Below are 24,408 nucleotides of genomic sequence, written 5' to 3'. Positions count from 1 at the left end.
ACAGTGCGCTGAGTTTGACAATTTATACTACAGAGCTGAGCCCATACCGAAATGCTTCAAATATGATTAGTACGGGCTTTTATTTTATAATGATAATAAACCAAGCAATAGGACACTTTATGACAAATAATATAATAAAAGCGGCGGCATTAGGCAGTGTATTAGCTTTAACGGCAACCGCAAGTTTTGCCGCTGATAAAGGCGATTATCAGTTATCAAGTCATATTCTCGATATCGGTAGCGGCGAGCCTGCCCCTAACGTCAACGTAAAATTAATGAAGCAACAAACGAATGGTAGCTGGCAGCTCCTAGATACTAAAAAGACCACTAACAATGGTCGTATCAATGATTTTTTACCCAATGAAGGCAATGTCAATAATGATGGTACTTACAAGCTAATCTTTGAAACCACGCCTTACTTTAGAGACTTGGGTAAAGAGTCATTTTTCCCTTATATTGAAGTCAATTTCAATATCAAAGGCGATAACCATTATCATGTGCCAATTACTTTGTCACAGTATGGTTATAGCACTTATCGCGGTAGCTAAGTCTTAGTTATATGAGATTATAAGTTTCACATAAAAAAAGAGACGCTATTATTTATAGCGTCTCTTTTTTTTGGGTGAATAATTTTATAATAGTAGGGTGCGCCCCGCGCACCATTAGGATAATAATACGCGAAAAAATCATATCGGTGTTAGATATTTATCTCAATAAGCGGGTTACGCTACGCTAACCACACCCTACGACTTAGCTCTTTTCAAAGCTGATAACTCTAAATCTATTTGGCTTTATTAGCCTCTTCAGCCTGACGGCGCGCTTGTTCTTTGGCCTCTTTACGCTTTTGCATTACCTCTTTGACTTCGCTACCGATATGCGCCTCGCCACGTTTTTGCGCTAATTGCATCTGATACTCACGCTCACGAAACCTAGCTTTTTGCTCATCCGTCGCCTTGCCGATACAATACGGGCAAGACTCGCCTTTGCTATAAGCGGCGCTTTGCATATCTTCAGCGGTGATCGGCATGCGACAAGCAAAGCACTGCTCATAATCGCCTTTTTCTAGGTTATGATTGACTGAGACCCGATTATCAAAAACGAAGCAATCGCCTTGCCACATGGATTCGTCGCTAGGGATTTCTTCTAGGTATTTAAGAATGCCGCCTTCTAAATGATACACCTCTTCAAAACCTTGCTCGCGCATATAAGCGGTTGATTTCTCGCAGCGGATACCGCCGGTACAGAACATCGCTACTTTTTTGTGTTTGTTAGGGTCTAGCTCTTTGGCAACATAGTCTGGAAACTCGCGAAAAGTCTCGGTGTTTGGATTAATGGCATTTTGAAAAGTACCGATTTGCACTTCATAGTCGTTACGCGTATCGATTAAGATGACTTCTGGGTCAGAGATGAGCGCGTTCCAATCCTCGGGTTTGACATAACGCCCGACTGATTGTAGCGGGTCGATGTCTTCGACACCCATAGTGACGATTTCTTTTTTTAGCTTAACTTTGGTGCGATAAAAAGGCTGCTCGCTGGTATAAGACTCTTTAAAGCTAAAGCTGCCAATGGCTTCGATACTACGCAGATAATCTAAGACATTATCGATGCCCGAGCGTAGACCGGATATCGTGCCGTTAATGCCCTCAGAGGCAATGAGTAATGTGCCTTTAACCTCATTATCGAGCATCTTATCTAAGATAGACTGACGATAGCCTGCAAAATCACTAAAACGGGTAAACTTATAAAGAGCCGCAACGACAATATTGTTGGTTTCGCTATCGTATTGAGGCGCTTTTTTTGCGTGGTCAGTGCTAGGGTTTATAGTAGTGCTCATTTGTGTCTCCTGCGGGCTAGGACGTAAACCTAGTGCATTGATTTGATTAAAAAAAATAGTAACACTAGCATAATGTTTTGGCTTGCTAGCGCTGGCGTAGTGTAGCAAATTTGCGCTGGTTTTGAGGGCTTTTTTGATATCTTACGTTCAAATAAAAGTAGAAAGTATAAAAAATCCAGCAACTAAGCTGGATTTTCTTTGGTAAGTATTTACCACATCAAATCATCAGGAATGACATAAGCGGCGTACGGATCATCTTCGGCTATTTCATTCTCTGCCTTATCATTAGACACTACGATAAAGCCTTCTAGCTTGGCATTGATACGATCGGCTAACGGTCTTGGCAGTAGCGCATAACCGTCTTCTAGTCTAGCAATGACCACGTGACCGGCGACGATTTGCTCATAGAGCTTTTGGGTGGTATGCAGCTTTTTAATCTTTGAGTTATCGACAAACTGATAACTCACCTCGCCATCGGTGTCAGTGATTTGATGCTGCTTGATCATCTGGATAATATTAGCGTGCAGCATCTTCTCTTCTAAGAGCTGCTGCTTTTGTTGATTGAGCTTTAGATCCTTCTCTGCCTTCTCAGCTTGGGCGGCAGCTAGTGCTTTTTTGGCTTCTAGTGCTGCTGTGTCGCCAGTGCGTTTGGCATGTTTGGCTTGTTTAGTGATCTTATCCGCTTTTTTACTATCTACCAATCCGGCTTTTAGTAGCTGTGCTTGTAGAGCATTTTTGGCCATGATTTACTGTCCTCAGTAATGAGCTAGAAATAATAAGCATGATAACAATATAATCCTAAAAATATAACCATAAAAATCCAGCACTAAGGCTGGATTTTATGAAAATAAAAAAGGATTAGCAGCGGCTATCGGTTATCGATTACTTACTCTGAAACCAAGTATCGGCTTGGCTGCGGGCGCTAGCGATATCAGAGGAAGATAAGTTCAAAGCCAACTGGCCAATTTTGCCGCGTGCCTTATTACGCACCTTTTCATCTAACATGCCGTCACGGGCGGCTAGATCGTACCACTTATAAGCATCAACTAGGTTTTTTTGTTTTTCATCAAGGAGTGCTAGCGTATAGCTGGCACGATTATCACCGCGCATGGCGGCTTTTTCTAGCCACTTACGAGCTTGAGTGATGTTAGGCTGTACGCCTTCACCGCGCAGATACATAATGGCTAGATTAAGCTGGGCAGGAGCAACGCCTTGCTCAGCGGCGCGCGTGTACCACTGAATCGCTTGCTGAGTGTTTTTTGCCATGCCTTCGCCTTTTTGCAAGCGCTTAGCGAGATAAAATTGGGCGTGATCGTTACCTTGCGCGGCACGAGCTGATAAGTCGCTAACGGACATAAGCTCAAAGCGCGAGGTGTCAAGTGGGACGTTTGAAATAAGCTCAGCGTTGGCCAGGCCAGCGCAAGAGAACATAGCAGTAAATAGGGCAGCTTTAAATAATTTCATAAGGACTCCATAAGTAGGCAACTGGTTAGCAATAAATCAAGTCATGTCCTAACTTTTAATAGGTACTGATGATTAAAGCAAAACTTTAGTGAGCGCTTATCTATTTACTACGCTATTACTTTGAAAGTGTTTTCCTTAACCTTCCAAAGTACGACAATAAATAAAAGCTCGTAATAGGCTGTCATTGACGACATTTTGCTAGCTTAACACTCAAAGTTACGAAACTCAAATACTAATTACCCACTTAAACTACAGTTGCGAGCCAATACTTGTCAATAAAATCATGAAGTTACATTTCTGTGATTTAATTCAACAACACTATAAAGGGTTTTGTAACATTTTTTAATACTAATCTAAGCTTTAGTTACCCGATAAATAGCAACATCAGCTAATAAGTTTGGTACTCGCCTTACTAGCGAGCTCATCAAAGGAGCATAACCTGTTTCTGAATCACTGACTGCGAAGCGATTGAGTATACGAATGTCATGCTGAGCGCACAGCTGCTCAAAGTCCTTAAAGGTGCATAAATGAATGTTAGGAGTGTTATACCACTCGTATGGCAACGCTTCTGACACCGGCATCATGCCTTTTAATCCTAAATGAATACGGTTTTGCCAATGCGCAAAATTAGGGAAAGTAATCACCGCTTCACGGCCAACTCGCAGCATATCAAGTAATAGCTCGTCCGGGTTTTTGACCGCTTGTAGCGCTCGCGCCATGACCACCGTATCAAAGCTGTCATCAGCAAAACGCGCTAAGCCATCGTTTAGATCTTGCTCAACGATAGATAAGCCTTTGCCGATAGCTTCATTGATTTTGTCTTCGTCGATCTCAATGCCATAGCCACTAACGCCTAGTCGCTGCTGCAAATGCGCTAGCAGCTCACCATTACCACAGCCTAAGTCTAATATATGCGAGTGCGGAGCAATCCAGCGCTCTGCTAACTGATAGTCCATTCTCATCAGTGTGCTCCTTCTAAACGTGCTTTGGTAGCGGTTAGCGGGTTTTGATTAGAGTTATTGATAAAAGGCGCGGTCAAAAATCCTCTAATAGCGCCCATGTAACGCGGAATATCAAACAAAAAAGAGTCATGACCGTGAGGGGCGTCAATATTGGTATAGCTAACCGGCTTACCAGTCGCCATAAGCGCGTCGACAATCTCTTGTGAGCGCTCAGGAGCAAAACGCCAATCAGTAGTAAAAGAGACAATTAGATACTGGCATTTAGCATGAGCAAAAGCGGTTTTTAGACCTTCTAATTCTAATGAGTGAGTCGTTTCTTCTGCCTCAGCCTCTTCTATATTATTGTCTCTACGGCTTAGATTGGCATCGGTTTTATTTGCGACAGTATCATTTACTGCTGAGGCTGAGGATTGAGTTTGCTCGACATAGCCGCGGGTAGGATCGAAATAATCTAACGCTTTAGTCATCAAAAGGTAGGTATTGGCATCGAAGTTTTCGCTGAAACGCTCACCTTGATAACGCAGGTAGCTCTCCACCTGAAACTCTACATCATAGCCGTACATAAATTTGCCAGACTTTAGGTCACGGCCAAACTTAGCTTTCATCGCATCATCGGTCAAGTAGGTAATGTGCCCGACCATGCGCGCTAGTATCAGTCCACGCCTTGGATAAGTTCCGGCTTGCAGATAGCGCCCATCCTTAAAATCAGGATCCGATAAGATGGACTGACGCGCCACTTCATTAAAGCCGATATTTTGCGCCGATAGCTTAGGCGTACAGGCGATGACCACGCAGCGCTTGAGCCGATCAGGGTAGTCAATTGACCATTGTAGCGCCTGCATGCCGCCCATCGAACCGCCAACAATAGCGTGCCAAGTCTCTATGCCCAAACGATCAGAGAACATTGCTTGGGTTTTGACCCAGTCTTTGATAGTGACGAGCGGAAAGTCGGGACCATAGACTTGTTGTTGATTTTTAGGGCTATCAGGGTTGATAGTAGTAGGGCCGGTGGAGCCAAAGCAGCTGCCAATATTATTGACACAGACCACATAGAATTGATTGGTATCGATAGCTTTATTAGGGCCGATCATCGTATCCCACCAACCGGCTTTTTTATCCTCTTCGCTATGAAACCCAGCCGCATGATGACTGCCTGATAACGCATGACAAATAAGGATGGCGTTTGATTTATCAGCATTTAAGGTGCCGTAGGTCTCATAAATAAGATCAAAAGAGGGCAAAGTACGATTGCACTCTAAAGTCAAAGGCTCAGAGAAATGCATCATTTGGGGGGTAACTATACCCACTGAAGCTGTTAGATTTGATGATGAGTTGGATATATTATTAATCGTTTTATTATCAGTATCAGCACGTGCGCTCAAAGCTACCTCGCAAGACGACAGTCGTTAAAATGGGATAATAGTATCGATACACTATCGTTAATGCTGTCTATTGTATGGCGATGCGCGTATTAGTACAACCTTCATCATAGCCGATTGTCGCAGCAAAGCAGCAAATAGCGCACAAACGATATTTCTCCTGCGTTTGTGCTCGATAAAATGCTACACTAAGCGCCACTAAAGTAGGCTGTTTTTTTAAGACTCACTTAACAAGTTTACTCAAATATTCTAAAATACTAATCAAAACCTTCATAAATCTATTTGAATAATGGGCTGCTATGAAACCAAAATTGCCTCCTCGCATTGCTGTATTGTTGATCAATCTAGGTACTCCTGATGAGCCAACAGCGCCTGCGGTACGCCGTTACTTGCGCCAGTTTCTCTCAGATCCGCGCGTGATTGAGATCCCCAAATTCTTATGGGCGATTATTCTTAATCTATTTGTACTGCCAAGCCGACCTAAACGCGTTGCTGAAGCCTACGCGAGTATTTGGGATGGCGACTCACCCATGCGTAATATCCTAAATGGCCAAGTGGCGCAGCTAGAGCCACGCTTGGCGGCGGCAAATGAGCCTTTTCGGGTGACAGTACACTCAGCGATGAGCTATGGCAATCCTGGTCTGCCAGAGGTGATGGACAAGCTGCGTAGCGAGGGCGTGGATCATTTTGTGATGCTACCGGTGTTTCCGCAGTATTCAGCAACCTCGTCAGGGGCGGTGTACGATGCGATCAATAAGTGGGCGCTCAAGCAGCGAAACCTACCGAACTATACTATCGTCAAGGACTACTTCGCCCATCCGCTATATATCAAAGCGCTAGCTGATAGTATTCGCCGCTTCCAAGCCACGCATGGCAAGCCTGAGAAGCTGATGTTTAGCTTTCACGGGATTCCGCAGCCTTATATGGATAAGGGCGATCCTTATCCGCGCCGTTGTAAGTGTACCGCCGCCCAAGTCGCTCATGAGTTGGGTCTTCATGAGGATGAATGGATTATCAGCTTTCAGTCGCGCTTTGGTAAACAAGAATGGGTCAAGCCTTATACTGATGTAATCTTGGATGAGTGGGCAAAGTCTGGGGTCAAATCGGTGCAGATTTTAAGTCCGGCATTCTCAGCAGATTGTCTTGAGACCTTAGAGGAGTTGGCGATTGAAAACCGTGAAAATTTCTTAGAGGCAGGCGGGGAAGAATATCACTACATTCCGGCGCTAAATATGGATGAAGCGCATATCGACCTATTAGAAGCTATCAGCGCGCCATTAGTGAAAGGCTGGGCAGGAACGCTTGAGGGTTGGGTATAAAATTGACGGTTTTGTTATAACTGGTCAACAAATAATAGTTTTATAAGTAAAAACACGCCCAATGCAATTGAGCGTGTTTTTTTATTAAAAGTGACAGTAAACAAAAACGGTTTTATCAAAAGTCATCATCATTGCTACGCTCAGCGGCCTCAGGATCGGCAATATCGACGATATCAGGATAATCATTGTCATCTAAGTTATCTTGTACTAACACATTATCGATAGTTGCTTCATCGATATTTTGACGATGCATCGGCGTCAATCCTTGAGTCGCATCGGTTCCCACTTCTGAGTTATCAAAACCAGCAGTATTATCGATAACATCATCGTTATCAAAAGTGTGCAGCATATCATTATCCATATCTACTTTTTGACTGCCTTGCTGATTATCTTCATTGTTGTCAGCGATATTGGCATCCCCTTCAATATGATCCATCTCTTCAGGTAGCGGCGTTTTTGAATTATCCATAAAAAGTCCTCTTTGTTATTTAAAATACAGCTATACAAAACGGTATTACAAACTAATTAATCACTGCATCAGTTTGGAGGCTTCTAGCAGTTATCGCTAGTAGTAAGCTGTCACAGGATGTCAAAAAATGTAAGACAGTACAAAGAAGAGTCATATTAATAAAAAAACGGCCACCAAATAGCGTTAGCCGTTATAGTAATTGCAAATTCACCAGCTATTTGGCACCAATCTTTTTATTAATAAAACGAATCACCACATCTGGCGTCACCTGTGAAGTGCTTTGTAGAATCTTGGCAGGCAAGCCGATAGGGTAATGAGTACGAGTTATCTTTTGATTATTGTGACAGCTTAATTTGCATAACTTTTTGGCAACATCATCGACCGTCAAGTTAATCCCTAACCGATCAATACTGGTCACCTCGATGTCTTTGGTCATGTTCGACTTAACCCATAATGGCATGACATCGATCACTTTAATACCTAAAGGCGCGTATTCGATATTTAACGCCTCAGTGAGGCCACGCACGAAGAATTTACTGGCAGAATAAGGCGCGACCTCAGGCTGGCCATAGATAGCAGAGGCTGAGGATAAATTGATAATCTTGCCATTAGCACTCTCTTTTAGATAAGGCACAACTTTATGACAGCCGATCAAAACGCCTTTACAGTTGATATCGATTAAAGATAACTGTTTATCCAAGTCAGTAGTTGGCAATACGCCACTGACCAGCACGCCAGCATTATTAATCAAGACATCAATACCGCCAAAATTATTGATCATATGTTCGATAGCATTATCCCAAGAGTCAGTATTAGTGACATCTAAATCGCCTGTGATGACGCGCTGATTTTTATTGGCTTTCTTAAAAGCTTTTTGTTTGATAGCGTGCGCAAGCTCTTGAGTATCAATATCAAAAAGTCCTACACAGTGGCCTTTTGCCGCGAGACGTTTGGCAGTAGCTAGACCGATTCCGCGTGAGGCGCCCGTGATTAGTATATTCATAACATATCCTTTTATAGTTAACGTATAAAGTGCTGATTAGGAGCATAAAAGAGTGATGTTTAGCAATAAGCTAGCATACCTAAAGCCAACTATCGAATGCTAGAGGACATCGGTAACTACTAACTCGATTAGACGGTTAATTAGTCACTTGTTCTAACTCTAGTCTTTGCTCTAGAGGCTCTTCAAAATCTGTCACTTTAAACGACCATAAATAACCTAAAGCCATTAAATAAATAGCGGTTTCGGACAACTCTTCCACTACTAAACCTGAACTATGAGAAAAGCCAATAGCGTTCTCGCCTGTATATTGCAATAACGCCAAAACTAGAACGCTAAGATATAACCACAGCGGCGTCGTCTTCAATAGCTTCCAACAATAGCGCCAAGCGTAAAACAACAATCCCAGCGCTACTAGGTAAATCACTAGTAAGACACGATCCTCCTACCAGTCATAATTATGGCCTAGCCATAGAACACGCGCATCGATAAATAGATCAGATAGGTGATTTAATTCGCGGCGAATCACGGTGAAAAACACCAAAACAGCGGCTAGCCAAAAATAGCCACCTTGCTTGCGGCGACTTTGCGTAGCATATTGAATGCAGCGTAATAAACACAGCACTAAAAGGATAACACTAGCGATTTCTATAATACCGTTTTCAGTAAAAATGAGCGGCTCCTAAGCTATAATAAATAACGATAAAAATGAAAAAAGCGAGCCTAAAAGCTCACTTTTAACGTGGAATCAATGGGTCAAAAACTAATTTTTAGAGTGGTATTATAATATTAAATATAACTCTATGCTATTGATTAATAATGCTAATCTGCTGATAGTCATTATTAAGATTTTGAAACAAAGCTAATAGGGGTTAGTGCGCCTCATCCCAGTTCTCACCGATACCGGTCTCGACTAATAATGGCACGGCAAACTCAATGTCCCAGCCCATACCTTTAGCGGTATCGCGTAGCACATTTTGCATAGCATCAGTAATCAGCTGCGCGATATCATCGGCTTTATCTTTATCGACTTCAAACACCAGTTCATCATGAACTTGTAGCAGCATTTTAGCTTGCTCTTTGGGCAATACTTTATCAACCGCTATCATCGCAAGCTTAATCAGGTCAGCTGCAGATCCTTGCAGTGGTGCGTTAATAGCCGCGCGCTCTGCCGCTTGTTTGACCATACGATTGGGATTATTAATATCAGGGGTATAGAGTTTACGGCCAAGTATCGTCTCGATATAGCCGCGCTCATAGGCGCTAGCACGCGTATCTATCATATATTGTTTGACGCCAGGATAGCGATCAAAATACATATCGATATAGTCTTGCGCCTCATTACGACTCATTTGCAATTGTTTGGCCAGACCAAAGGCACTCATGCCATAAAGCAGGCCAAAGTTAATAGCTTTAGCATTACGGCGCTCGGTTGCGCTGACGTCCTCGACGGCTTTGCCTAATACTTCAGCCGCCGTTGCCGTATGAATATCTAAGCCTTCATTGAAGGCGCGAGTTAAGTTAGCATCGCCTGAAAAATGCGCCATCAGTCGTAGCTCAATTTGTGAGTAATCCGCCGCCAATAGTACACGACCTTTTGGCGCGATAAAGGCTTGGCGAATTAATCGACCCGTTACCGTACGAATAGGAATATTTTGCAAATTAGGATCGGTGGAGGATAAGCGTCCGGTACTGGTCAGCGCTTGGTGGTAGCTGGTATGCACGCGATCGGTATCAGCGTCAGCTACTGCATCGAGAGCATCAGTGTAAGTGCTCTTAAGCTTTGATAAGCCGCGATACTCAAGCGTAATCTCTGCTAACGGATGGTCAACCTTGGAGAGCACCGCTTCACCTGTAGAATACTGACCGGACTTGGTTTTTTTGCCGCCGCTCACACCAAGCTTCTCAAATAACATCTCGCCTAATTGCTTAGGTGAGCCTAAATTAAATTCCTCGCCAGCGACTTTATAGGCCTGCTTTTCAAGCGCGATAATTTCTTCATCAAAACGCTTGGACAGCTCATTTAAGAACGAGCGCTTGATTAAAATACCATGCGCTTCCATTTGGCAAAGAATTTGCGCCGTTGGAATCTCAAGCTCGTTGAGCAGGCAGATATTGGTCTCGTCATCAGCCAATCTATCGCTAAAGGCCTCAAACAGCTGATAAGTAATGTCGGCATCTTCACAAGCATAGTCACTAGCGATATCGATGGCGACTTGATCGAAACTCACTTGTTTTGCGCCTTTACCAGCAACGTCCTCAAAACTAATGGTTTGCGTTTGCAGATAATGCCGCGCTAGATCGTCCATGCCATGACGGGTAATCGCCGCATTGATGACGTAGCTTGCCAGCATGGTATCCATCGCCCAGTTGTTGGGATTAGTATGAATACTGCCAAGTAAATCAATATCGTAACGACTTAAGATATGAGTATCGTACTTTAAGTGTTGACCGACTTTGCCAATATTCGGGTTTTCTAAGATAGGTTTGAGTCTTGCCAAAACAGTATCGCGATCAAGCTGTTTGGCTATTAACTCGTCGCCCTCTAGACTATGTGTTAACGGTACATAATAAGCTTCGTGAGCTTGCAGCGCAAAAGATAGTCCGACCAGCTCAGCCTCACGCCAGTAGATACTAGTGGTTTCGGTATCGATAACGAAGTTTGGCGCGGCTTGTAGTTGCGCGATCAAGCTGTCAAAAGCGGGCATATCCAAAATAGTATGCCAAGCCTTATCATTATCTTTACTGTTTTTGATATTTTCAATCTTGCTTGATTGTAGGGCTTTAGCTACTTGTGCTTGCGACTCACTATTTGCCTGCGTCTCTGCCACACTTTGACTGCCATTAGCCGGATGATTGGGATGATCAAGTGATGCCAGCTCATTGTTAAATTCCAGCTCACTATACAGCGCGCGCAGCTCCTCAATATAAGCACAAGGATCGGTATTGATCTTTAGATCTTCCCAGTCATGGCCGATGTCCAAGTCGGTGACGATAGTGGCCAGCTTGGCATTAAACGGGATATCATCAGCGTGCTCAATCAGACCTTTGGCGCCGCGGCCTTTTATAAAGCCGATGTGCTTGAGCATATTATCGATATCGCCATACTCAACAAGTAAGTCCTTAGCAGTCTTTTTACCGATACCAGGTACGCCTTTGATACCGTCAGAGGCATCGCCCATCAGCGTTAGGTAGTCAATCATTTGTGCAGGCTTGATACCGAGTTTATCCATCACGCCCTGAGTGTCGATGACCTTACCGGTGAAGCTGTCCTCCAATATTACCGCGTCATTGACCAGTTGCATCATATCCTTATCACCGGTGGAGATGACCACGTGATGGCCTTGCGCTACGGCGCGATAAGCCATGGTGCCAATGATATCATCGGCCTCTGCGCCTTCGATACGTAATAACGGAATACCCAAAGCGGTGACCAAACGGTGAATATAAGGAATTTGCTCGACCAGCTCAGGATCAATAGGTGGACGTCCGGCTTTATAATCTGCTGACATGGCATGGCGAAAAGTGGGCGATTTGGTATCAAAACACACCGCCATATGGGTCGGATGATAGCGGCGCATCAGTTTTAAGAGCGCATTTAAAGTGCCGCGGATAGCATTGGTGGTCAGCCCTTTAGTGTTTTGCATGGTCTTAGGCAAAGCATGATAAGTGCGAAATAAGTAGTAGGAGCCATCTACCAAAATAAAAGGCGGTTTATCCTTATCGACATGGCTAGTATCCATCGTCGCCACATTAGGCATAGTGGCAAAGTTAGGCAGCATATCCGGATCGATAGGCGAGTGGGAGTTGTGATCGTTGTCTTGGGTATTGGCAGTCATAAAGGGTCACTTATCAGCTAAAGGCTAAAATTATAATAATCAATGCGGCTATTATAACGATAAAATGACGCTGTGCCGAATGGCTTAAAAGTTATCATATGTGTCTATAACAAGCAAAAAAAGAACCCAGTAACGACTGAGCTCTTTTGTATAGCTTACTATTTTTATCAAACGATAAAGGGGTTACTTAACCTCAGAGGTCACTTCGATATCGATATTGCCTTTAGTGGCTTTTGAGTACGGGCAAACATCATTGGCTTTTTCAACTAATTTTTGAAACTCATCGCTTGAGATATCGGTGCTATCCGCAATAACATGAATTTTCACTGCTAATTTATAGTCGTGATCGCCGCCTTGCATAAGATCGACGGTAGTCTCAGTCGTTGAGCCAAAACTGGCCTTTTCCATTTTTTTCACCACGCCAAGCGCGCTATCAAAGCAAGCGGCATAACCCATTGCTAAGAGCTGCTCGGGATTGTTACCTTCCATGTTACCGCCTGGAGGGGCCATATTGACTTTCAAATCGCTATCACTTAATGACGCATTACCGGTACGACCGCCAGTGACCGTGGCTTTGGTTGAATATAGAGTTTTCATAAACTGTCCTTTGTTTTGAGTTGTTATTGATGGCTTTATAAAAGCTACTATTGCAAGCAACCTTTATCACTTATTTACCATAGCAAGGTTTACACAAAACGTTAGATAAAGGTAGTAAAGCTATACTGTGAATTTGTAAGTAAAACTTTACGATCAAAGCGGATTGTAGTGAGCTATACAAGGTTTATATAGTAGCAATGAGATTACTGCTATAGAATTTACGCTAATGAAAATTAATAAATAAAAGATAATATTTAAATAAAAAGGATAGCTTGCTATGAAAAAACTTCTTTTACCTACGGCTATCTGCTTAGCTATTATCTCTATTACGGGCTGCGGTGAAGATAGCGACGGAATTTTTGGTATTAGTAGTAATGAGCTTGAGATTCATCAATTTGAGCGAGTGAATAATAATGTGGCGCGTATTGAGACAGAATATAGTAATGGCGAGCGTGATATTGAGGTGACTAATATTAAAGGCAGTTATGATAGCTCAGGTATTAATACTTTGCCCGTTTCAACTGTATTGGCTAACGATTTTGAAGGAACGCTCGATGATCAATATATAGAGGTCAATAGTCGTAACGTCACCCGACCCATTTATGCCAAAAACAGCAATGAGCGCTTTGATTATAAGGTGACTTATCGTACGATAAATTTATCGGGCGTGGATGCGACTAGCTATCAAAAGGGCAATCGTCCTAGCAATGATCGCGGAATATTTACTGATCTAAATAATTTTACTGAGATTCCAAATGGTACGCAATTTCCTAATGGGTCAGTATGTTATGTCCCTGTCATTGATAGCGAACGCGCATTTTTTGCTTTTAATAATAAAAAAATAACCGGCTATTCGACCCTTGAGGGTTGGGTTGATGCCAATGAAAAGCGCTTTGGTAGTAATCAATTTCCTCGTACGACTATAGTAAGAGTAGGTGATAATAATAATTATCGCGCCGCACAAGTAAAGTTTTTTGCTACTAATGATCGTATCGAGTATAACTATTATGGCACTGAGTTTGCTCAAGCTGTTTTTAACGCGGACTACGTTGATAAAGGACAAACCCGTCCAAATGAAGATGATATTAATGGCGTGATCGATTGCACTTTAGTAAACGATATAGCTGCTGATTTTTTAGAGAATCAAATCCGTACCTATGTTCGATAGCGCTTAGTCATAATAGGTAATTTACAAGTTTTGACATGCTTTAGTATTTTACTAAGGCATGTTTTTTTTGCGCTAATTAAGCACCTTAAGGCGAAATCGGCTACAATACGCGCACTATTTATTTATCAAAATATATTCTAAATCAATATTATCGAAGTCAAAATTATGAGCGTAGATCCAAAAGTTTTAAACAAAGAAGTCGCCAAGCGTCGTACCTTTGCCATCATTTCGCATCCCGATGCCGGTAAGACCACTATGACCGAAAAGCTACTGCTATGGGGGCAAGCCATTCAGGTCGCAGGCGAGGTCAAAGGGCGTAAAACCGATCGTCATGCCACCTCAGATTGGATGAGTATGGAGCAAGAGCGTGGTATTTCTATTACCACTTCTGTGATGCAGTTTCCGTACAAGCAGCACGTGGTCAACTTACTAGATACTCCCGGTCATGCCGACTTCTCTGAAGACACCTATCGTACGTTGACCGCCGTTGATAGCGCGCTGATGATGGTTGATGGTGCTAAAGGGGTGGAGGAGCGAACCATCAAGCTGATGGAAGTGTGCCGGATGCGCGATACGCCGATTATCTCGTTTGTCAATAAGCTAGATCGTCAGATTCGTGAGCCATTAGAGCTGCTTAGCGAGATTGAAGCGGTATTGAAGATTAAGTGTATTCCATTGACTTGGCCCATCGGTATGGGTCAGGATTTTGTTGGGGTTTATCATCTGACGGAAAACAAAACTTACTTATATCAAAAAGGTCATGGCGGCGATATTGTTGAGATTGAAACGCGCGAAGGTTATGACTATCCTGATATACGCGAGCGCCTCGGTAAGCTGATGTTTGACTCTTTTGAGGAGTCGCTTGAGCTGGTTCAAATGGCGCTTGAGGACTTTAGTATTGAGGAGTTCTTAAAAGGCGAGATGACGCCGGTATTATTTGGCACCGCTTTAGGCAACTTCGGCGTTAATATGGTGCTCGATACGCTAGTCAAATACTCGCCACCACCCAAATCCCATCCCACTGAGCAGCGTATGGTATCGGCAACGGAGACCGACTTTACTGGCTTTGTGTTTAAGATTCAGGCCAATATGGATCCGCGACACCGTGACCGTATCGCCTTCTTACGCGTGTGCTCAGGTAAGTACGAAAAGGGCATGAAGATGAAACATGTGCGCCTAGGTAAAGAGGTGCGTATTGCCGATGCTTTAACCTTTTTGGCAGGCGATCGCGAAGCGCTAGAAGAAGCCTATCCGGGTGATATCATCGGTCTGCATAACCACGGTACTATCTCGATCGGTGATAGCTTTACCGCTGGTGAGGAGCTTAATTTCACTGGCATTCCACATTTTGCCCCTGAGCTATTTCGCCGAGTAGTATTACGTGATCCGCTCAAATCCAAAGCGCTACAAAAAGGCTTACAGCAGCTCTCAGAGGAAGGTGCAACGCAGGTATTCATGCCGCAGATCAATAACGATTTGGTATTAGGTGCAGTTGGGGTGCTACAGTTTGAGGTGGTCGCTCATCGCCTCAAAGAAGAGTACAAAGTACAGTGCACTTTTGAGCCAGTCTCTATAGCTACCGTGCGCTGGATACACTGTGATGATGAAGTGGCACTAGCTAAATTTAAGAAAAAAGCTCATGACCAATTATCGATTGATGGTGGCGGTTATTTGACTTATCTAGCGCCCTCAAGAGTGAATCTGCAGCTGATGCAAGAGCGCTATCCGGAGATTACTTTTAGTAATACACGTGAGCATTGATTTTTTGTTTGTAATTTTAAGAGGCACGCTTGGCGTGTCTTTTTTATTATTTACTTTTTTCTAGTTATCTTTGCAACTTCCATTCAAAAAGCTAATCAGCACGTCAAGCACAATACCAGCTATCAACACATTTTAAACAATGATTTATGAATAGATACGCTATGATTATAGCCATTAATCATAATATTTCTTAATTGATAACTAATTGGAGTCCACCGTGTCATCTGATTTATTAACTTCTAATAATGAAGCTCAGAGTAGTTATATAAAGCGCTCTGTTTTAGCAATTGCTACTGGTAGTTTATTGTCTATCAGTTTAGCGACAAACGCTAGCAGCTTAATTAGTAGCACTGAATATCTAGACTATGAGTTACCTAATACTGTGCAAGCGAGTTGTTATGAAAAAAGCAACTGCCCAGAGATTGAGGTTAAATATCTAAAGACTAATCAAAACTGGCTCAATGACATCGTCAATAAGCGTATTAATAACATAGTTATCAATAGTCAACCTAGCGACTCGCCAGTCAGTAAAGCCACTAGCACTAAAGCTGCTACCCAGGCGTTAGATAATTTTACTAAATCGCAGTTCAAGGACTTGCCCGCAGATACGCCATGGTCGTATAACTTGATGGTTACCCCTGAATATTTGGGTCATGTTAAACTGGGTCAGAGCGAGGACTTTGAGTTGTTTGAAATCAGCTCTTATACCTTCACTGGCGGCGCTCATGGTATGCCTTTTAGTGAGTACTTAGTGTTCGATCCAAGTAGCAAAAAACAAGTCACTCTCAATGATATGCTGATAAAAGGTAAAAAATCACGTTTTAAGGCACTTGCTTATGAGTCTTATAAAGCTTGGGTAACAACAATGGATGAAGAGGTCAAAAGCTACGAGCAAAATTGGCCTTTTAGCCTAAATGACAATGTAACTTTGACCGATAAAGGCATCGATATTCGCTATCCTCATTATGCGATTGGCCCTTATGCTTATGGCATGCCAGTGTTATCGATTCCGTATGATAAACTTGGCGGTATCATCAAACCGCGTTTTATGCCGAGCTTATTGACTAAATGATAGACTTTAGGTTGAATACTGCTTATTTTGCCAAACTATTTTTGCCAAACCATTAAATTTATAATTAAAAAGACGATTAATAATAAGGAATAACCACATGACGGATAATTTAAATGAGTTAAATCCTGCCAATGCAGAAGCGCCAATAGAAGCTGGCAGCTCTACCACATGGCGGCTGAATGCTTTAACCGAGGCTTTAGGGGAGTTAACTTTGACAGTGAGTGATAGCTTATCGGTAGGACGTGGTAGCGACAATGATGTGGTACTAGGCAGCAAAGCCGTCTCTCGTAATCACGCTGTACTTAGCGTCTCAAATACCGAGTTATACGTTAAGGATTTGGGTTCATCAAACGGTACTTTCGTCAATGATGAGCGTATCGAGGATAATAAATCTGTGCTATTAAACGCCGAGGATAAGCTTGGTTTTGCTAGTTTTGAGTTTCAAGTCATGGCACCTGTAGCTGAAACTACGCGAGTAGGCGCTGATAATTTACCAGCACAGGAGTTAGAGGATATAGTCGGAAAAGTTCAAGAAAATCTTGAAAATACTAAGGTGGTCACTCAAGAGAGTCCTGTAGCAGAGTCAACTGCTGCGCCTTCGTTATCCTCTGTAGCTACTAAAGAGCCTAGCGAAAGCTCAAACGCCAATATTGAAGCAGTGCCAGTAGATAATCAGACGCAGCCAGTCGTTAAAGAGACCATTATCGGTGAGGTGTTATCCGCTCATGCTGGTCAAGAAGCTATGTCAGCGGCTCCAGTAGAAGAAGATATAGTGCCAGCAGCAAGCGCAGATACGCGACCTCTCGCCGCTACCGAGGAGACACTAATGACTAATAAAGAGCAGCCGATCGATAAACCAGCCTCTGAACCAGTAATCAACAAGCCAGTCGTTAAAAAGCCGAACATTGAGCAGCCAACTACTGAAGGCAAGTTAATGCACGACAAAGCCGCTCATCAAGAGCCAGTCGTTAGTCCCGAGCATGATAAAACGACAACCACTGCGCTACAAGAAGAGGCAGATCCAGACATACTTCGAGCCAAGCAAGCGGCAACGGCTCAGTTCTCAGGTACTGCTAACCTAGGCCAAGGTCGTGATTTGGGTACGACGGGTAATAATGCTATGGATCAAGCGATCAATAACCCTGCCAATAATGCGCGAGGCGAGAAAAAGCCTAGTGGAGGATGGTTTATTTGGGTATTTATCGCCATACTTATCATCGCAGTAGCACTATGGTTATTTAATATGGGCGGTGCCTAACAAGGATTTGCTGACGAGTAGGTGTTAGGCCTATAACCTCGGCAACTTTTATTATCCTATTTTGCTATAATAGCGAGCCTAACTAAAGCTCGCTATTATGCTTTGTCAGTTAGTGTTATTTGCTATTCATTCGCTATTTTGGCTTGCTTCTAGTGACCGCTCACTTGCTAATGACTCTTAAGCTATTTGATTAGTCAAATGGTTTTGTCTGCCTACCTTTTATCCTACTGTGTCTAGAGATGCCCTATGATGACTTTTGAAGAATATAATACCTTTAAAGCTAAAGGTTTTAGCCATGCACCTCTTATAAAAAAGCGCTTGATGGATGCTCAAACACCAGTGTCTGTGTTCTCCAAAGTGCGCGATTTGAGCGGCTCTGCTTATTTATTTGAGTCGGTAGTAGGCGGCGAGCGCTGGGCAAGATTTTCGATGATTGGTTTGGGTAGCGATCTGATATTACAATACGCCGATGGCCATATGACCATCAAGCAAGATGATCAGATCAGTGTTGATGCTGTTGATGATCCGTTTGACTATATTCGTAAGCTGATGGCTGATTATAAAATGCCAACAGCCAAAGATCTGCTTTCACTACCAAGCTTTAGTGGCGGGTTAGTCGGCTATTTTGGCTACGATATGATACGAGTTATCGAGCCAAGCGTGGGTTTATCTGACGCGCCAAACCCGATGAGCCTACCTGATATGTGGCTGATGCTATCGATGAGTGTGATCGTCTTTGATAATTTAGAAAACACCTTATCTATCATTGTCTATGCTGATTGCAATGACGAAGATGGTTATGGTGCTGCTATTCGTGAGCTTGAAAGGATAGAAGAAAAGCTGAGCGAGATGCCGGACTTGAGCGCGCCCATTATGCCAACTCCTAAATTTGTCTCACAAACTGGTCAAGATAAATACTGCGATGATGTCAATAAAATAAAAGATTACATCTATGCGGGCGATGTGATGCAAGTGGTTCCAGCGCAGCGATTAACTGCAGATTATAAAGGCGACTCTCTAGCGGTTTATCGAGCTTTAAGGTTTTTGAACCCCTCGCCCTATCTGTTTTTGGTGCACGGTTATACTTTAGACGATCATAAGCGCTTTGATATTATCGGTGCCTCTCCTGAGATCTTATCGCGCATTGAGGATGGCAAGGTTACTGTACGTCCTCTTGCAGGAACGCGCAAACGAGGTCAAGATGAAAGCGAGGACTTGGCGCTTGAGCAAGAATTGCTCGCCGATACCAAAGAGATTGCCGAGCATTTGATGCTAATAGATTTGGGCCGCAATGACATTGGCCGTGTTTGTGAGTATGGCAGTGTCAAAGTCACCGAAAAGATGTTTATCGAGCGCTATTCGCAAGTGATGCATATCGCCTCCAACGTTGAGGGTACGATACTGCCTGATAAAGACGCGCTTGATGTGTTCTGCGCCACTTTTCCAGCCGGTACTTTATCAGGAGCACCCAAAATACGCGCTATGCAAATCATCGATGAAGTAGAGCCAGTACGTCGAACGGTATTTGGCGGCTCAGTGGGTTATTTGGGCTGGCATGGTAACATGGATACTGCTATTGCTATTCGTACCGCGGTCATGCGCCGCGGGAAGATACACATTCAGGCTGGGGCAGGGGTGGTAGCGGACTCTGTGCCAGAAGCTGAATGGGATGAGACTAATAAAAAGGCATTGGCTTTAGTCAAAGCGGTAAAGATGGCTTGTGATGGTTTAAGAATTCGCTAAAGACAAGGTAACACTTTATAAGTGGCTGCTATAAAATAGTGATAGCAAATTAAAAATAGCAATATAATCAACGTATTAAAAATTAATTTGCAAAGGTTATTAAAAAATTCAAAAAAGGGCTTGCGTTCCAGCCGATATTTGATAGAATAGCCACCACTTTGAGAGAACAAGCCGACTTAGCTCAGTTGGTAGAGCAACTGACTTGTAATCAGTAGGTCGCCAGTTCGATCCCGGCAGTCGGCACCATCTCTTTCAAAGTCGCTTTTTTAGAATTATCTTTATCAAGATATATTTTATAAAAAGCAAACTAAGGTGGGATTGGGGAGCGGTCAAACCCAACAGACTGTAAATCTGTCGCGAAAGCTTCGAAGGTTCGAATCCTTCTCCCACCACCATATTTTAGTTGACTTCAACTATTAGATAGTCCCAGCACCAAATGTACTCTAAGCCCAATCACTGTTTGGGTTAATCATAGAGTTATTGCGGGTGTGGTATAATGGTAACACCTTAGCCTTCCAAGCTAATGACGCGGGTTCGATTCCCGCCACCCGCTCCATATATGCGGTATTAATTATCAAGTGTCTTTGAAGATACAAATAGTTAAGAGATATTTATCACGACAGTCATTAATCATAACTGTTCCGTGATATTTTTTTATATAGTCCATAATTTGGATTATTTAAAATAAGCTCATATAGCTCAGCGGTAGAGCACTCCCTTGGTAAGGGAGAGGTCTCGAGTTCAATTCTCGATATGAGCTCCATTTATTATCAAGCTTGTTTTAGATAAACATTGAAGATTATAGCATTAACTCGGTAGTGATAGAATAAAGGTGACACTGAGGTGTTGCCTTTTTGCGCTGTCAGCAGTATATTTTATGATTGGTAATGGTTAATTTGATAATTAATATAAAATAAATTATTGAGTTAATAAAACAATTGGCTAGCTAAATTGGCAATCGAAAAGTAAATGCTAAGATTGAAAAATCAAGGCTAATACCCATATATAGTAGCTAAGTTAGCTGTAGATAAGTCAACAACCCTATTTTTGTAGATAAATCATAGCGTCAACGGTTTGATGTTTTCACTCTGTCAAAAGCCGCACACCGCTATTTATTAGTCTTATTGTTTACTGCTCATTGAGTATATAAAGCATAAAGATTCACCAATAAAAGAGGAAATACCCATGGCAAAGGCCAAGTTTGAACGCAGCAAGCCACACGTCAACGTCGGAACCATTGGACACGTTGACCATGGTAAAACCACCCTTACCGCCGCTATCGCAACCGTAGCTGCTAAAACCTCAGGCGGCGAAGCCAAAGACTACGCGTCTATTGACTCAGCTCCAGAAGAAAAAGCACGTGGTATCACCATCAACACCTCACACGTAGAGTATGACACCGAAAGCCGTCACTACGCCCACGTTGATTGCCCAGGTCACGCCGATTATGTTAAAAACATGATCACCGGTGCCGCACAAATGGACGGCGCTATCCTAGTTGTATCAGCGACTGACGGCCCAATGCCACAAACTCGTGAGCACATCTTGCTCTCTCGTCAGGTTGGCGTACCGTACATCATCGTCTTCATGAACAAATGTGACCTAGTAGACGACGAAGAGTTACTTGAGCTAGTAGAAATGGAAGTTCGTGAACTACTAAACGACTATGACTTCCCAGGTGATGACACCCCAATCGTTAAAGGTTCAGCCACCCAAGCCCTAAAAGGCGACGAAGGCAAATACGGCGAACCAGCGGTAGTAGAATTACTAGGCATCCTAGACACCTATATCCCAGAGCCTGAGCGTGACATCGACAAAGCATTCCTAATGCCAATCGAAGACGTCTTCTCAATCTCAGGTCGTGGTACCGTTGTTACTGGCCGTGTTGAATCAGGTATCGTCCGCGTAGGCGACGAGATCGAAATCGTTGGTATCCGTGACACTCAAAAAACCACCTGTACTGGTGTAGAGATGTTCCGTAAACTGCTAGACGAAGGTCGTGCTGGTGAGAACTGTGGTGTATTACTCCGTGGTACTAAGCGTGAAGACGTACAACGTGGCCAAGTACTAGCTAAGCCAGGTTCAATCACTCCGCATACTAAGTTTGACGCAGAAGTATATGTGTTAAGCAAAGAAGAAGGTGGTCGTCATACTCCGTTCCTAAACGGCTATCGTCCACAGTTCTACTTCCGTACCACTGACGTGACTGGCGCAATCCAGCTACAAGATGGTACTGAAATGGTTATGCCTGGTGATAACGTTGAGATGAGCGTTGAGCTTATCCACCCAATCGCTATGGACAAAGGCCTACGTTTCGCTATTCGCGAAGGTGGCCGTACGGTAGGTGCTGGTGTAGTTGCTAACGTAAGCAACTAATATTTAGTAACTGATACTTAAGTGATTAGTTGATCTATATTAGCGAGGTTTATTCTTTACTCTAATCTTGCTAATTAGAAATCAATCAAAAGCCGCTCTCTTTATTGAGGGTGGCTTTTTTTGTGGGTGAAGATTTTTGTAGAAAACTATAAATACATATTGTTTTAATTTGTATTATGATATAAAAACAGTAACATAGCATCATGATATCGGATAAGGAGAGAGAATAAATGAATGGTTTAAAAAGCTTGAATGAAGAATGGAAAAAATGGATTAAAGTTTGTATCTTGAAAGGTGTCTCAACTAACCAGATTGCTTCTGAGCTATTTCAACGTGGTTGGACTGATGCAGCTTACGAATTGATTGAAAAAAAAGGTGAAAAGCTTAAAAGACCTAGAATAGATCTAAATAAAAACAGAATAGCTTTAAATAATAAAGAGGTTTCTATAACTTATACCTGCCATAAACCACATGTTATAGTTTTTGATGACTTTTTAAGTTTTGAGGAATGTAGTGCATTAATTGAAGACTCACAAAATAAATTTAAGGTATCAAAAGTTATAAATGATGATGATGGTAGCCGAGTTTTATCCACTAATAGGACTAGTCAAAGTGTAAGTTACAGTAAAAGTCCAAATAGACTAGTTAAAACTATTGAAGCACGTATTGCAGAGCTCTTAAATTGGCCTGCTAATCATGGTGAAGGTTTACTAGTGTTAAGATATGAAGATGGCGGAGAGTACAAACCACATTATGATTATTTTAACACCATCAAGAAAGGAAGTGACAAAATAATGCAAAATGGCGGACAGCGTGTAGGAACTTTTCTCATGTTTCTATCTGAAGTTGAATGTGGGGGCGCTACTCGTTTTCCAAAACTAAACTTTGAGGTACGCCCTAAAGTCGGTAGAGCTATTTATTTTTCCAACGTAGACTTAGCAGGAAATGTTGATAATATGACTTTACACGCTGGTATGCCCGTAATAAAAGGAGTTAAGTATTTAGCAACCCTATGGATACGCGAAGAACCTTATTTATAGTATCAGAAAAATATATAAAGCTGTTGAATCACTCTTTTTAACTTAAGTAAATTTTTGCTTCTTTTAAATAATAAAGTGTAGATCTAATGATGACTATAGCAAGCTAGTAATAGTTTTTAGATTCGCGGATCAGATAAAACAATGACAATTATAGAACTGCTACTAATAGATAATGATGGAATAGACTCTACTATTCAATTCGTTGCCAATATCGAAGCTTTAGTTCAACTACAAGACGCTTGGAGTTATCAAACCCTAATAGAATTACTTGAGCAAGACAGTATTTATTTATTGGTAGTCAGTCAAAGTGACAAAATCATTGGCTATTGTCTTTATCAGGCTCTCTTTGAACAAGCAGAGATTTTGCGCATAGGCACTGATCCTGATTATCAGCGTCAAGGGGTGGCTTCTAAACTATTTGCTAAGTTGCATGAGCAGCTACAACAGTTAGAAATTGAGAATCTACTATTAGAAGTGCGCGCTGATAATGTCGCTGCGATAGCCTTGTACGAGCGCCAAGGATTTAGCGTTATTCATCGACGTAAAGGCTATTATCAACAGTCGCATCAACCCGCTATCGATGCTTTGATTATGCAGCTAAATTATAAAAAGTAAGGTTGAAGGAAGCTTACAAAGTTATCTACGATAAGGTAGAGAAGGGGTGGTGTTTTTGCAATCATCAGCAGTAGGTAGATAGCTATCATCTGCTTTCATGCGCTTAAGCATAGCAATACGCTGACTTAACATCTCAACCATCAGATTAATATTGGCTTGCTGTTTTTTGACTTGGGCTAATTTCTGTTTAGTCAAATTCAATTGTTCATCGAGATTTAGGTTACCATCATAATAATCATCCAAGCTGTTTTTTATCTCAGTTAAGGTAAAACCGATAGCCTGCGCGCTCTTAATCAGCTCAATACGCTCAACGCACTCTGGATGAAACTCAGTATATAATCGCGAACCCGCCTGCCGTTTTCGAGACTTGAGCAGTCCCAATTCATCATAATGACGCACCGTATCTTTAGTGGTATTGGCTAGCGCTGCCAATTTACCAATTAATAAAAAGCTAGTATCTGACATTATAGTTATCCTTTGATCACAGCCTTTAACGGTTAGCAACTACCGAT

The 24,408-nt window shown here is 42.5% G+C and carries 22 protein-coding genes and 4 tRNA genes; 14 read left to right on the top strand and 12 right to left on the bottom strand.

All coding sequences use genetic code 11. The features are described 5' to 3' along the window. The first annotated feature begins 119 nt into the window (after positions 1-119). Entirely contained in the window at positions 120-548 is a 429-nt protein-coding gene (gene uraH, locus M0N77_RS09200) for a hydroxyisourate hydrolase (protein WP_353104893.1), read from the top strand. Between the two features lie 233 nt (positions 549-781). On the opposite strand, the gene M0N77_RS09195 is transcribed toward uraH, so the two are convergent. The 5 genes from M0N77_RS09195 to M0N77_RS09175 all read right to left on the bottom strand — a co-directional run bounded on the left by M0N77_RS09195 (position 782) and on the right by M0N77_RS09175 (position 5,546). Beyond that, on the bottom strand, positions 782-1,834 hold the full coding sequence (locus M0N77_RS09195; protein WP_353104892.1) for a rhodanese-related sulfurtransferase: 1,053 nt from the start codon (positions 1,832-1,834) through the stop codon (positions 782-784). Between the two features lie 209 nt (positions 1,835-2,043). Beyond that, the gene (locus tag M0N77_RS09190; protein WP_353104891.1) at positions 2,044-2,577 is read right to left on the bottom strand and encodes a DUF2058 domain-containing protein; all 534 of its coding nucleotides are present in this window, start codon (positions 2,575-2,577) and stop codon (positions 2,044-2,046) included. 139 nt (positions 2,578-2,716) lie between these two features. Continuing rightward, complete coding sequence (locus M0N77_RS09185) at positions 2,717-3,298, bottom strand: tetratricopeptide repeat protein (RefSeq protein ID WP_353104890.1); 582 nt, start codon at positions 3,296-3,298, stop codon at positions 2,717-2,719. Positions 3,299-3,651: 353 nt separating this feature from the next. Continuing rightward, on the bottom strand, positions 3,652-4,260 hold the full coding sequence (gene metW, locus M0N77_RS09180; protein WP_353104889.1) for a methionine biosynthesis protein MetW: 609 nt from the start codon (positions 4,258-4,260) through the stop codon (positions 3,652-3,654). After that, positions 4,260-5,546, bottom strand: a complete 1,287-nt coding sequence (locus M0N77_RS09175; protein WP_371834197.1) for a homoserine O-acetyltransferase — start codon at positions 5,544-5,546, stop codon at positions 4,260-4,262. Before M0N77_RS09175 ends, metW begins: the two co-directional genes overlap by 1 nt. 392 nt (positions 5,547-5,938) lie before the next feature. Here M0N77_RS09175 and hemH point away from each other — a divergent pair, with 392 nt between their 5' ends. Beyond that, positions 5,939-6,958 carry a ferrochelatase gene (hemH, locus tag M0N77_RS09170; RefSeq protein ID WP_353104888.1) on the top strand — a complete coding sequence of 340 codons (1,020 nt, stop codon included), beginning with the start codon at positions 5,939-5,941 and terminating at the stop codon, positions 6,956-6,958. Positions 6,959-7,073: 115 nt separating this feature from the next. Here hemH and M0N77_RS09165 read toward each other — a convergent pair whose 3' ends face one another. From M0N77_RS09165 to M0N77_RS09140, 6 genes are all read right to left on the bottom strand, one after another. Further along, on the bottom strand, positions 7,074-7,427 hold the full coding sequence (locus M0N77_RS09165) for a hypothetical protein (protein ID WP_353104887.1): 354 nt from the start codon (positions 7,425-7,427) through the stop codon (positions 7,074-7,076). A 214-nt stretch (positions 7,428-7,641) separates the two neighbouring features. Beyond that, on the bottom strand, positions 7,642-8,430 hold the full coding sequence (locus M0N77_RS09160; protein ID WP_353104886.1) for an SDR family oxidoreductase: 789 nt from the start codon (positions 8,428-8,430) through the stop codon (positions 7,642-7,644). Positions 8,431-8,566: 136 nt separating this feature from the next. Continuing rightward, entirely contained in the window at positions 8,567-8,794 is a 228-nt protein-coding gene (locus M0N77_RS09155; RefSeq protein WP_353104885.1) for a hypothetical protein, read from the bottom strand. Between the two features lie 78 nt (positions 8,795-8,872). Continuing rightward, positions 8,873-9,052, bottom strand: coding sequence for a hypothetical protein (locus tag M0N77_RS09150; protein ID WP_353104884.1), 180 nt, complete (start codon positions 9,050-9,052; stop codon positions 8,873-8,875). A 247-nt stretch (positions 9,053-9,299) separates the two neighbouring features. Then, positions 9,300-12,209: a DNA polymerase I gene (gene polA / locus M0N77_RS09145; RefSeq protein WP_353105616.1), complete on the bottom strand. Its 2,910-nt coding sequence runs from the start codon at positions 12,207-12,209 to the stop codon at positions 9,300-9,302. A 240-nt stretch (positions 12,210-12,449) separates the two neighbouring features. Then, a complete protein-coding gene (locus M0N77_RS09140) occupies positions 12,450-12,863 on the bottom strand; it encodes an Ohr family peroxiredoxin (protein WP_353104883.1) in 414 nt (137 codons plus the stop codon). Positions 12,864-13,140: 277 nt separating this feature from the next. Here M0N77_RS09140 and M0N77_RS09135 point away from each other — a divergent pair, with 277 nt between their 5' ends. The 12 genes from M0N77_RS09135 (at position 13,141) to rimI (ending at position 23,896) form a co-directional block, all read left to right on the top strand. Continuing rightward, positions 13,141-14,031 (top strand): hypothetical protein, encoded by an 891-nt coding sequence (locus tag M0N77_RS09135; protein ID WP_353104882.1) that lies wholly within the window; start codon positions 13,141-13,143, stop codon positions 14,029-14,031. A 165-nt stretch (positions 14,032-14,196) separates the two neighbouring features. Continuing rightward, a complete protein-coding gene (locus M0N77_RS09130) occupies positions 14,197-15,792 on the top strand; it encodes a peptide chain release factor 3 (protein ID WP_353104881.1) in 1,596 nt (531 codons plus the stop codon). A gap of 217 nt (positions 15,793-16,009) precedes the next feature. Continuing rightward, positions 16,010-16,864 (top strand): DUF3298 domain-containing protein, encoded by an 855-nt coding sequence (locus tag M0N77_RS09125; RefSeq protein WP_353104880.1) that lies wholly within the window; start codon positions 16,010-16,012, stop codon positions 16,862-16,864. Positions 16,865-16,961: 97 nt separating this feature from the next. After that, positions 16,962-18,122: an FHA domain-containing protein gene (locus M0N77_RS09120; protein ID WP_353104879.1), complete on the top strand. Its 1,161-nt coding sequence runs from the start codon at positions 16,962-16,964 to the stop codon at positions 18,120-18,122. 246 nt (positions 18,123-18,368) lie between these two features. Beyond that, positions 18,369-19,865 (top strand): anthranilate synthase component I, encoded by a 1,497-nt coding sequence (gene trpE / locus M0N77_RS09115; RefSeq protein ID WP_353104878.1) that lies wholly within the window; start codon positions 18,369-18,371, stop codon positions 19,863-19,865. 170 nt (positions 19,866-20,035) lie between these two features. Then, positions 20,036-20,111: transfer RNA gene (locus M0N77_RS09110), tRNA-Thr, on the top strand. A 65-nt stretch (positions 20,112-20,176) separates the two neighbouring features. Next, positions 20,177-20,260: transfer RNA gene (locus M0N77_RS09105), tRNA-Tyr, on the top strand. 87 nt (positions 20,261-20,347) lie between these two features. Then, positions 20,348-20,421 (top strand) — tRNA-Gly (locus tag M0N77_RS09100). 132 nt (positions 20,422-20,553) lie between these two features. Continuing rightward, positions 20,554-20,628: transfer RNA gene (locus tag M0N77_RS09095), tRNA-Thr, on the top strand. Positions 20,629-21,050: 422 nt separating this feature from the next. Continuing rightward, on the top strand, positions 21,051-22,241 hold the full coding sequence (gene tuf, locus M0N77_RS09090; protein WP_353102499.1) for an elongation factor Tu: 1,191 nt from the start codon (positions 21,051-21,053) through the stop codon (positions 22,239-22,241). Between the two features lie 230 nt (positions 22,242-22,471). Further along, complete coding sequence (locus tag M0N77_RS09085) at positions 22,472-23,281, top strand: 2OG-Fe(II) oxygenase (RefSeq protein WP_353104877.1); 810 nt, start codon at positions 22,472-22,474, stop codon at positions 23,279-23,281. A gap of 141 nt (positions 23,282-23,422) precedes the next feature. Next, positions 23,423-23,896, top strand: coding sequence for a ribosomal protein S18-alanine N-acetyltransferase (rimI, locus tag M0N77_RS09080; protein WP_353104876.1), 474 nt, complete (start codon positions 23,423-23,425; stop codon positions 23,894-23,896). 21 nt (positions 23,897-23,917) lie between these two features. Here rimI and M0N77_RS09075 read toward each other — a convergent pair whose 3' ends face one another. Further along, entirely contained in the window at positions 23,918-24,361 is a 444-nt protein-coding gene (locus M0N77_RS09075; protein WP_353104875.1) for a MerR family transcriptional regulator, read from the bottom strand. Positions 24,362-24,408: the final 47 nt, after the last annotated feature.

It is taken from the genome of Psychrobacter sp. AH5 (assembly GCF_040371085.1).
Taxonomy (GTDB): Bacteria; Pseudomonadota; Gammaproteobacteria; order Pseudomonadales; family Moraxellaceae; genus Psychrobacter.
Note: the sequence above shows the minus strand (reverse complement) of the source record. Positions and strands in the feature narration are given on the sequence as shown.

Coding starts and splice junctions, on each gene's coding strand:
- M0N77_RS09120 (WP_353104879.1), top strand. CDS start 16,962: ATGACGGATAATTTAAATGAGTTAAATCCTGCCAATGCAGAAGCGCCA.
- metW (WP_353104889.1), bottom strand. CDS start 4,260: ATGAGAATGGACTATCAGTTAGCAGAGCGCTGGATTGCTCCGCACTCG.
- M0N77_RS09085 (WP_353104877.1), top strand. CDS start 22,472: ATGAATGGTTTAAAAAGCTTGAATGAAGAATGGAAAAAATGGATTAAA.
- M0N77_RS09190 (WP_353104891.1), bottom strand. CDS start 2,577: ATGGCCAAAAATGCTCTACAAGCACAGCTACTAAAAGCCGGATTGGTA.
- M0N77_RS09195 (WP_353104892.1), bottom strand. CDS start 1,834: ATGAGCACTACTATAAACCCTAGCACTGACCACGCAAAAAAAGCGCCT.
- tuf (WP_353102499.1), top strand. CDS start 21,051: ATGGCAAAGGCCAAGTTTGAACGCAGCAAGCCACACGTCAACGTCGGA.
- hemH (WP_353104888.1), top strand. CDS start 5,939: ATGAAACCAAAATTGCCTCCTCGCATTGCTGTATTGTTGATCAATCTA.
- M0N77_RS09175 (WP_371834197.1), bottom strand. CDS start 5,546: ATGATGCATTTCTCTGAGCCTTTGACTTTAGAGTGCAATCGTACTTTG.
- M0N77_RS09165 (WP_353104887.1), bottom strand. CDS start 7,427: ATGGATAATTCAAAAACGCCGCTACCTGAAGAGATGGATCATATTGAA.
- M0N77_RS09135 (WP_353104882.1), top strand. CDS start 13,141: ATGAAAAAACTTCTTTTACCTACGGCTATCTGCTTAGCTATTATCTCT.
- M0N77_RS09160 (WP_353104886.1), bottom strand. CDS start 8,430: ATGAATATACTAATCACGGGCGCCTCACGCGGAATCGGTCTAGCTACT.
- M0N77_RS09130 (WP_353104881.1), top strand. CDS start 14,197: ATGAGCGTAGATCCAAAAGTTTTAAACAAAGAAGTCGCCAAGCGTCGT.
- uraH (WP_353104893.1), top strand. CDS start 120: ATGACAAATAATATAATAAAAGCGGCGGCATTAGGCAGTGTATTAGCT.
- polA (WP_353105616.1), bottom strand. CDS start 12,209: ATGCTGCCTAACTTTGCCACTATGCCTAATGTGGCGACGATGGATACT.
- trpE (WP_353104878.1), top strand. CDS start 18,369: ATGATGACTTTTGAAGAATATAATACCTTTAAAGCTAAAGGTTTTAGC.
- M0N77_RS09185 (WP_353104890.1), bottom strand. CDS start 3,298: ATGAAATTATTTAAAGCTGCCCTATTTACTGCTATGTTCTCTTGCGCT.
- M0N77_RS09075 (WP_353104875.1), bottom strand. CDS start 24,361: ATGTCAGATACTAGCTTTTTATTAATTGGTAAATTGGCAGCGCTAGCC.
- M0N77_RS09140 (WP_353104883.1), bottom strand. CDS start 12,863: ATGAAAACTCTATATTCAACCAAAGCCACGGTCACTGGCGGTCGTACC.
- rimI (WP_353104876.1), top strand. CDS start 23,423: ATGACAATTATAGAACTGCTACTAATAGATAATGATGGAATAGACTCT.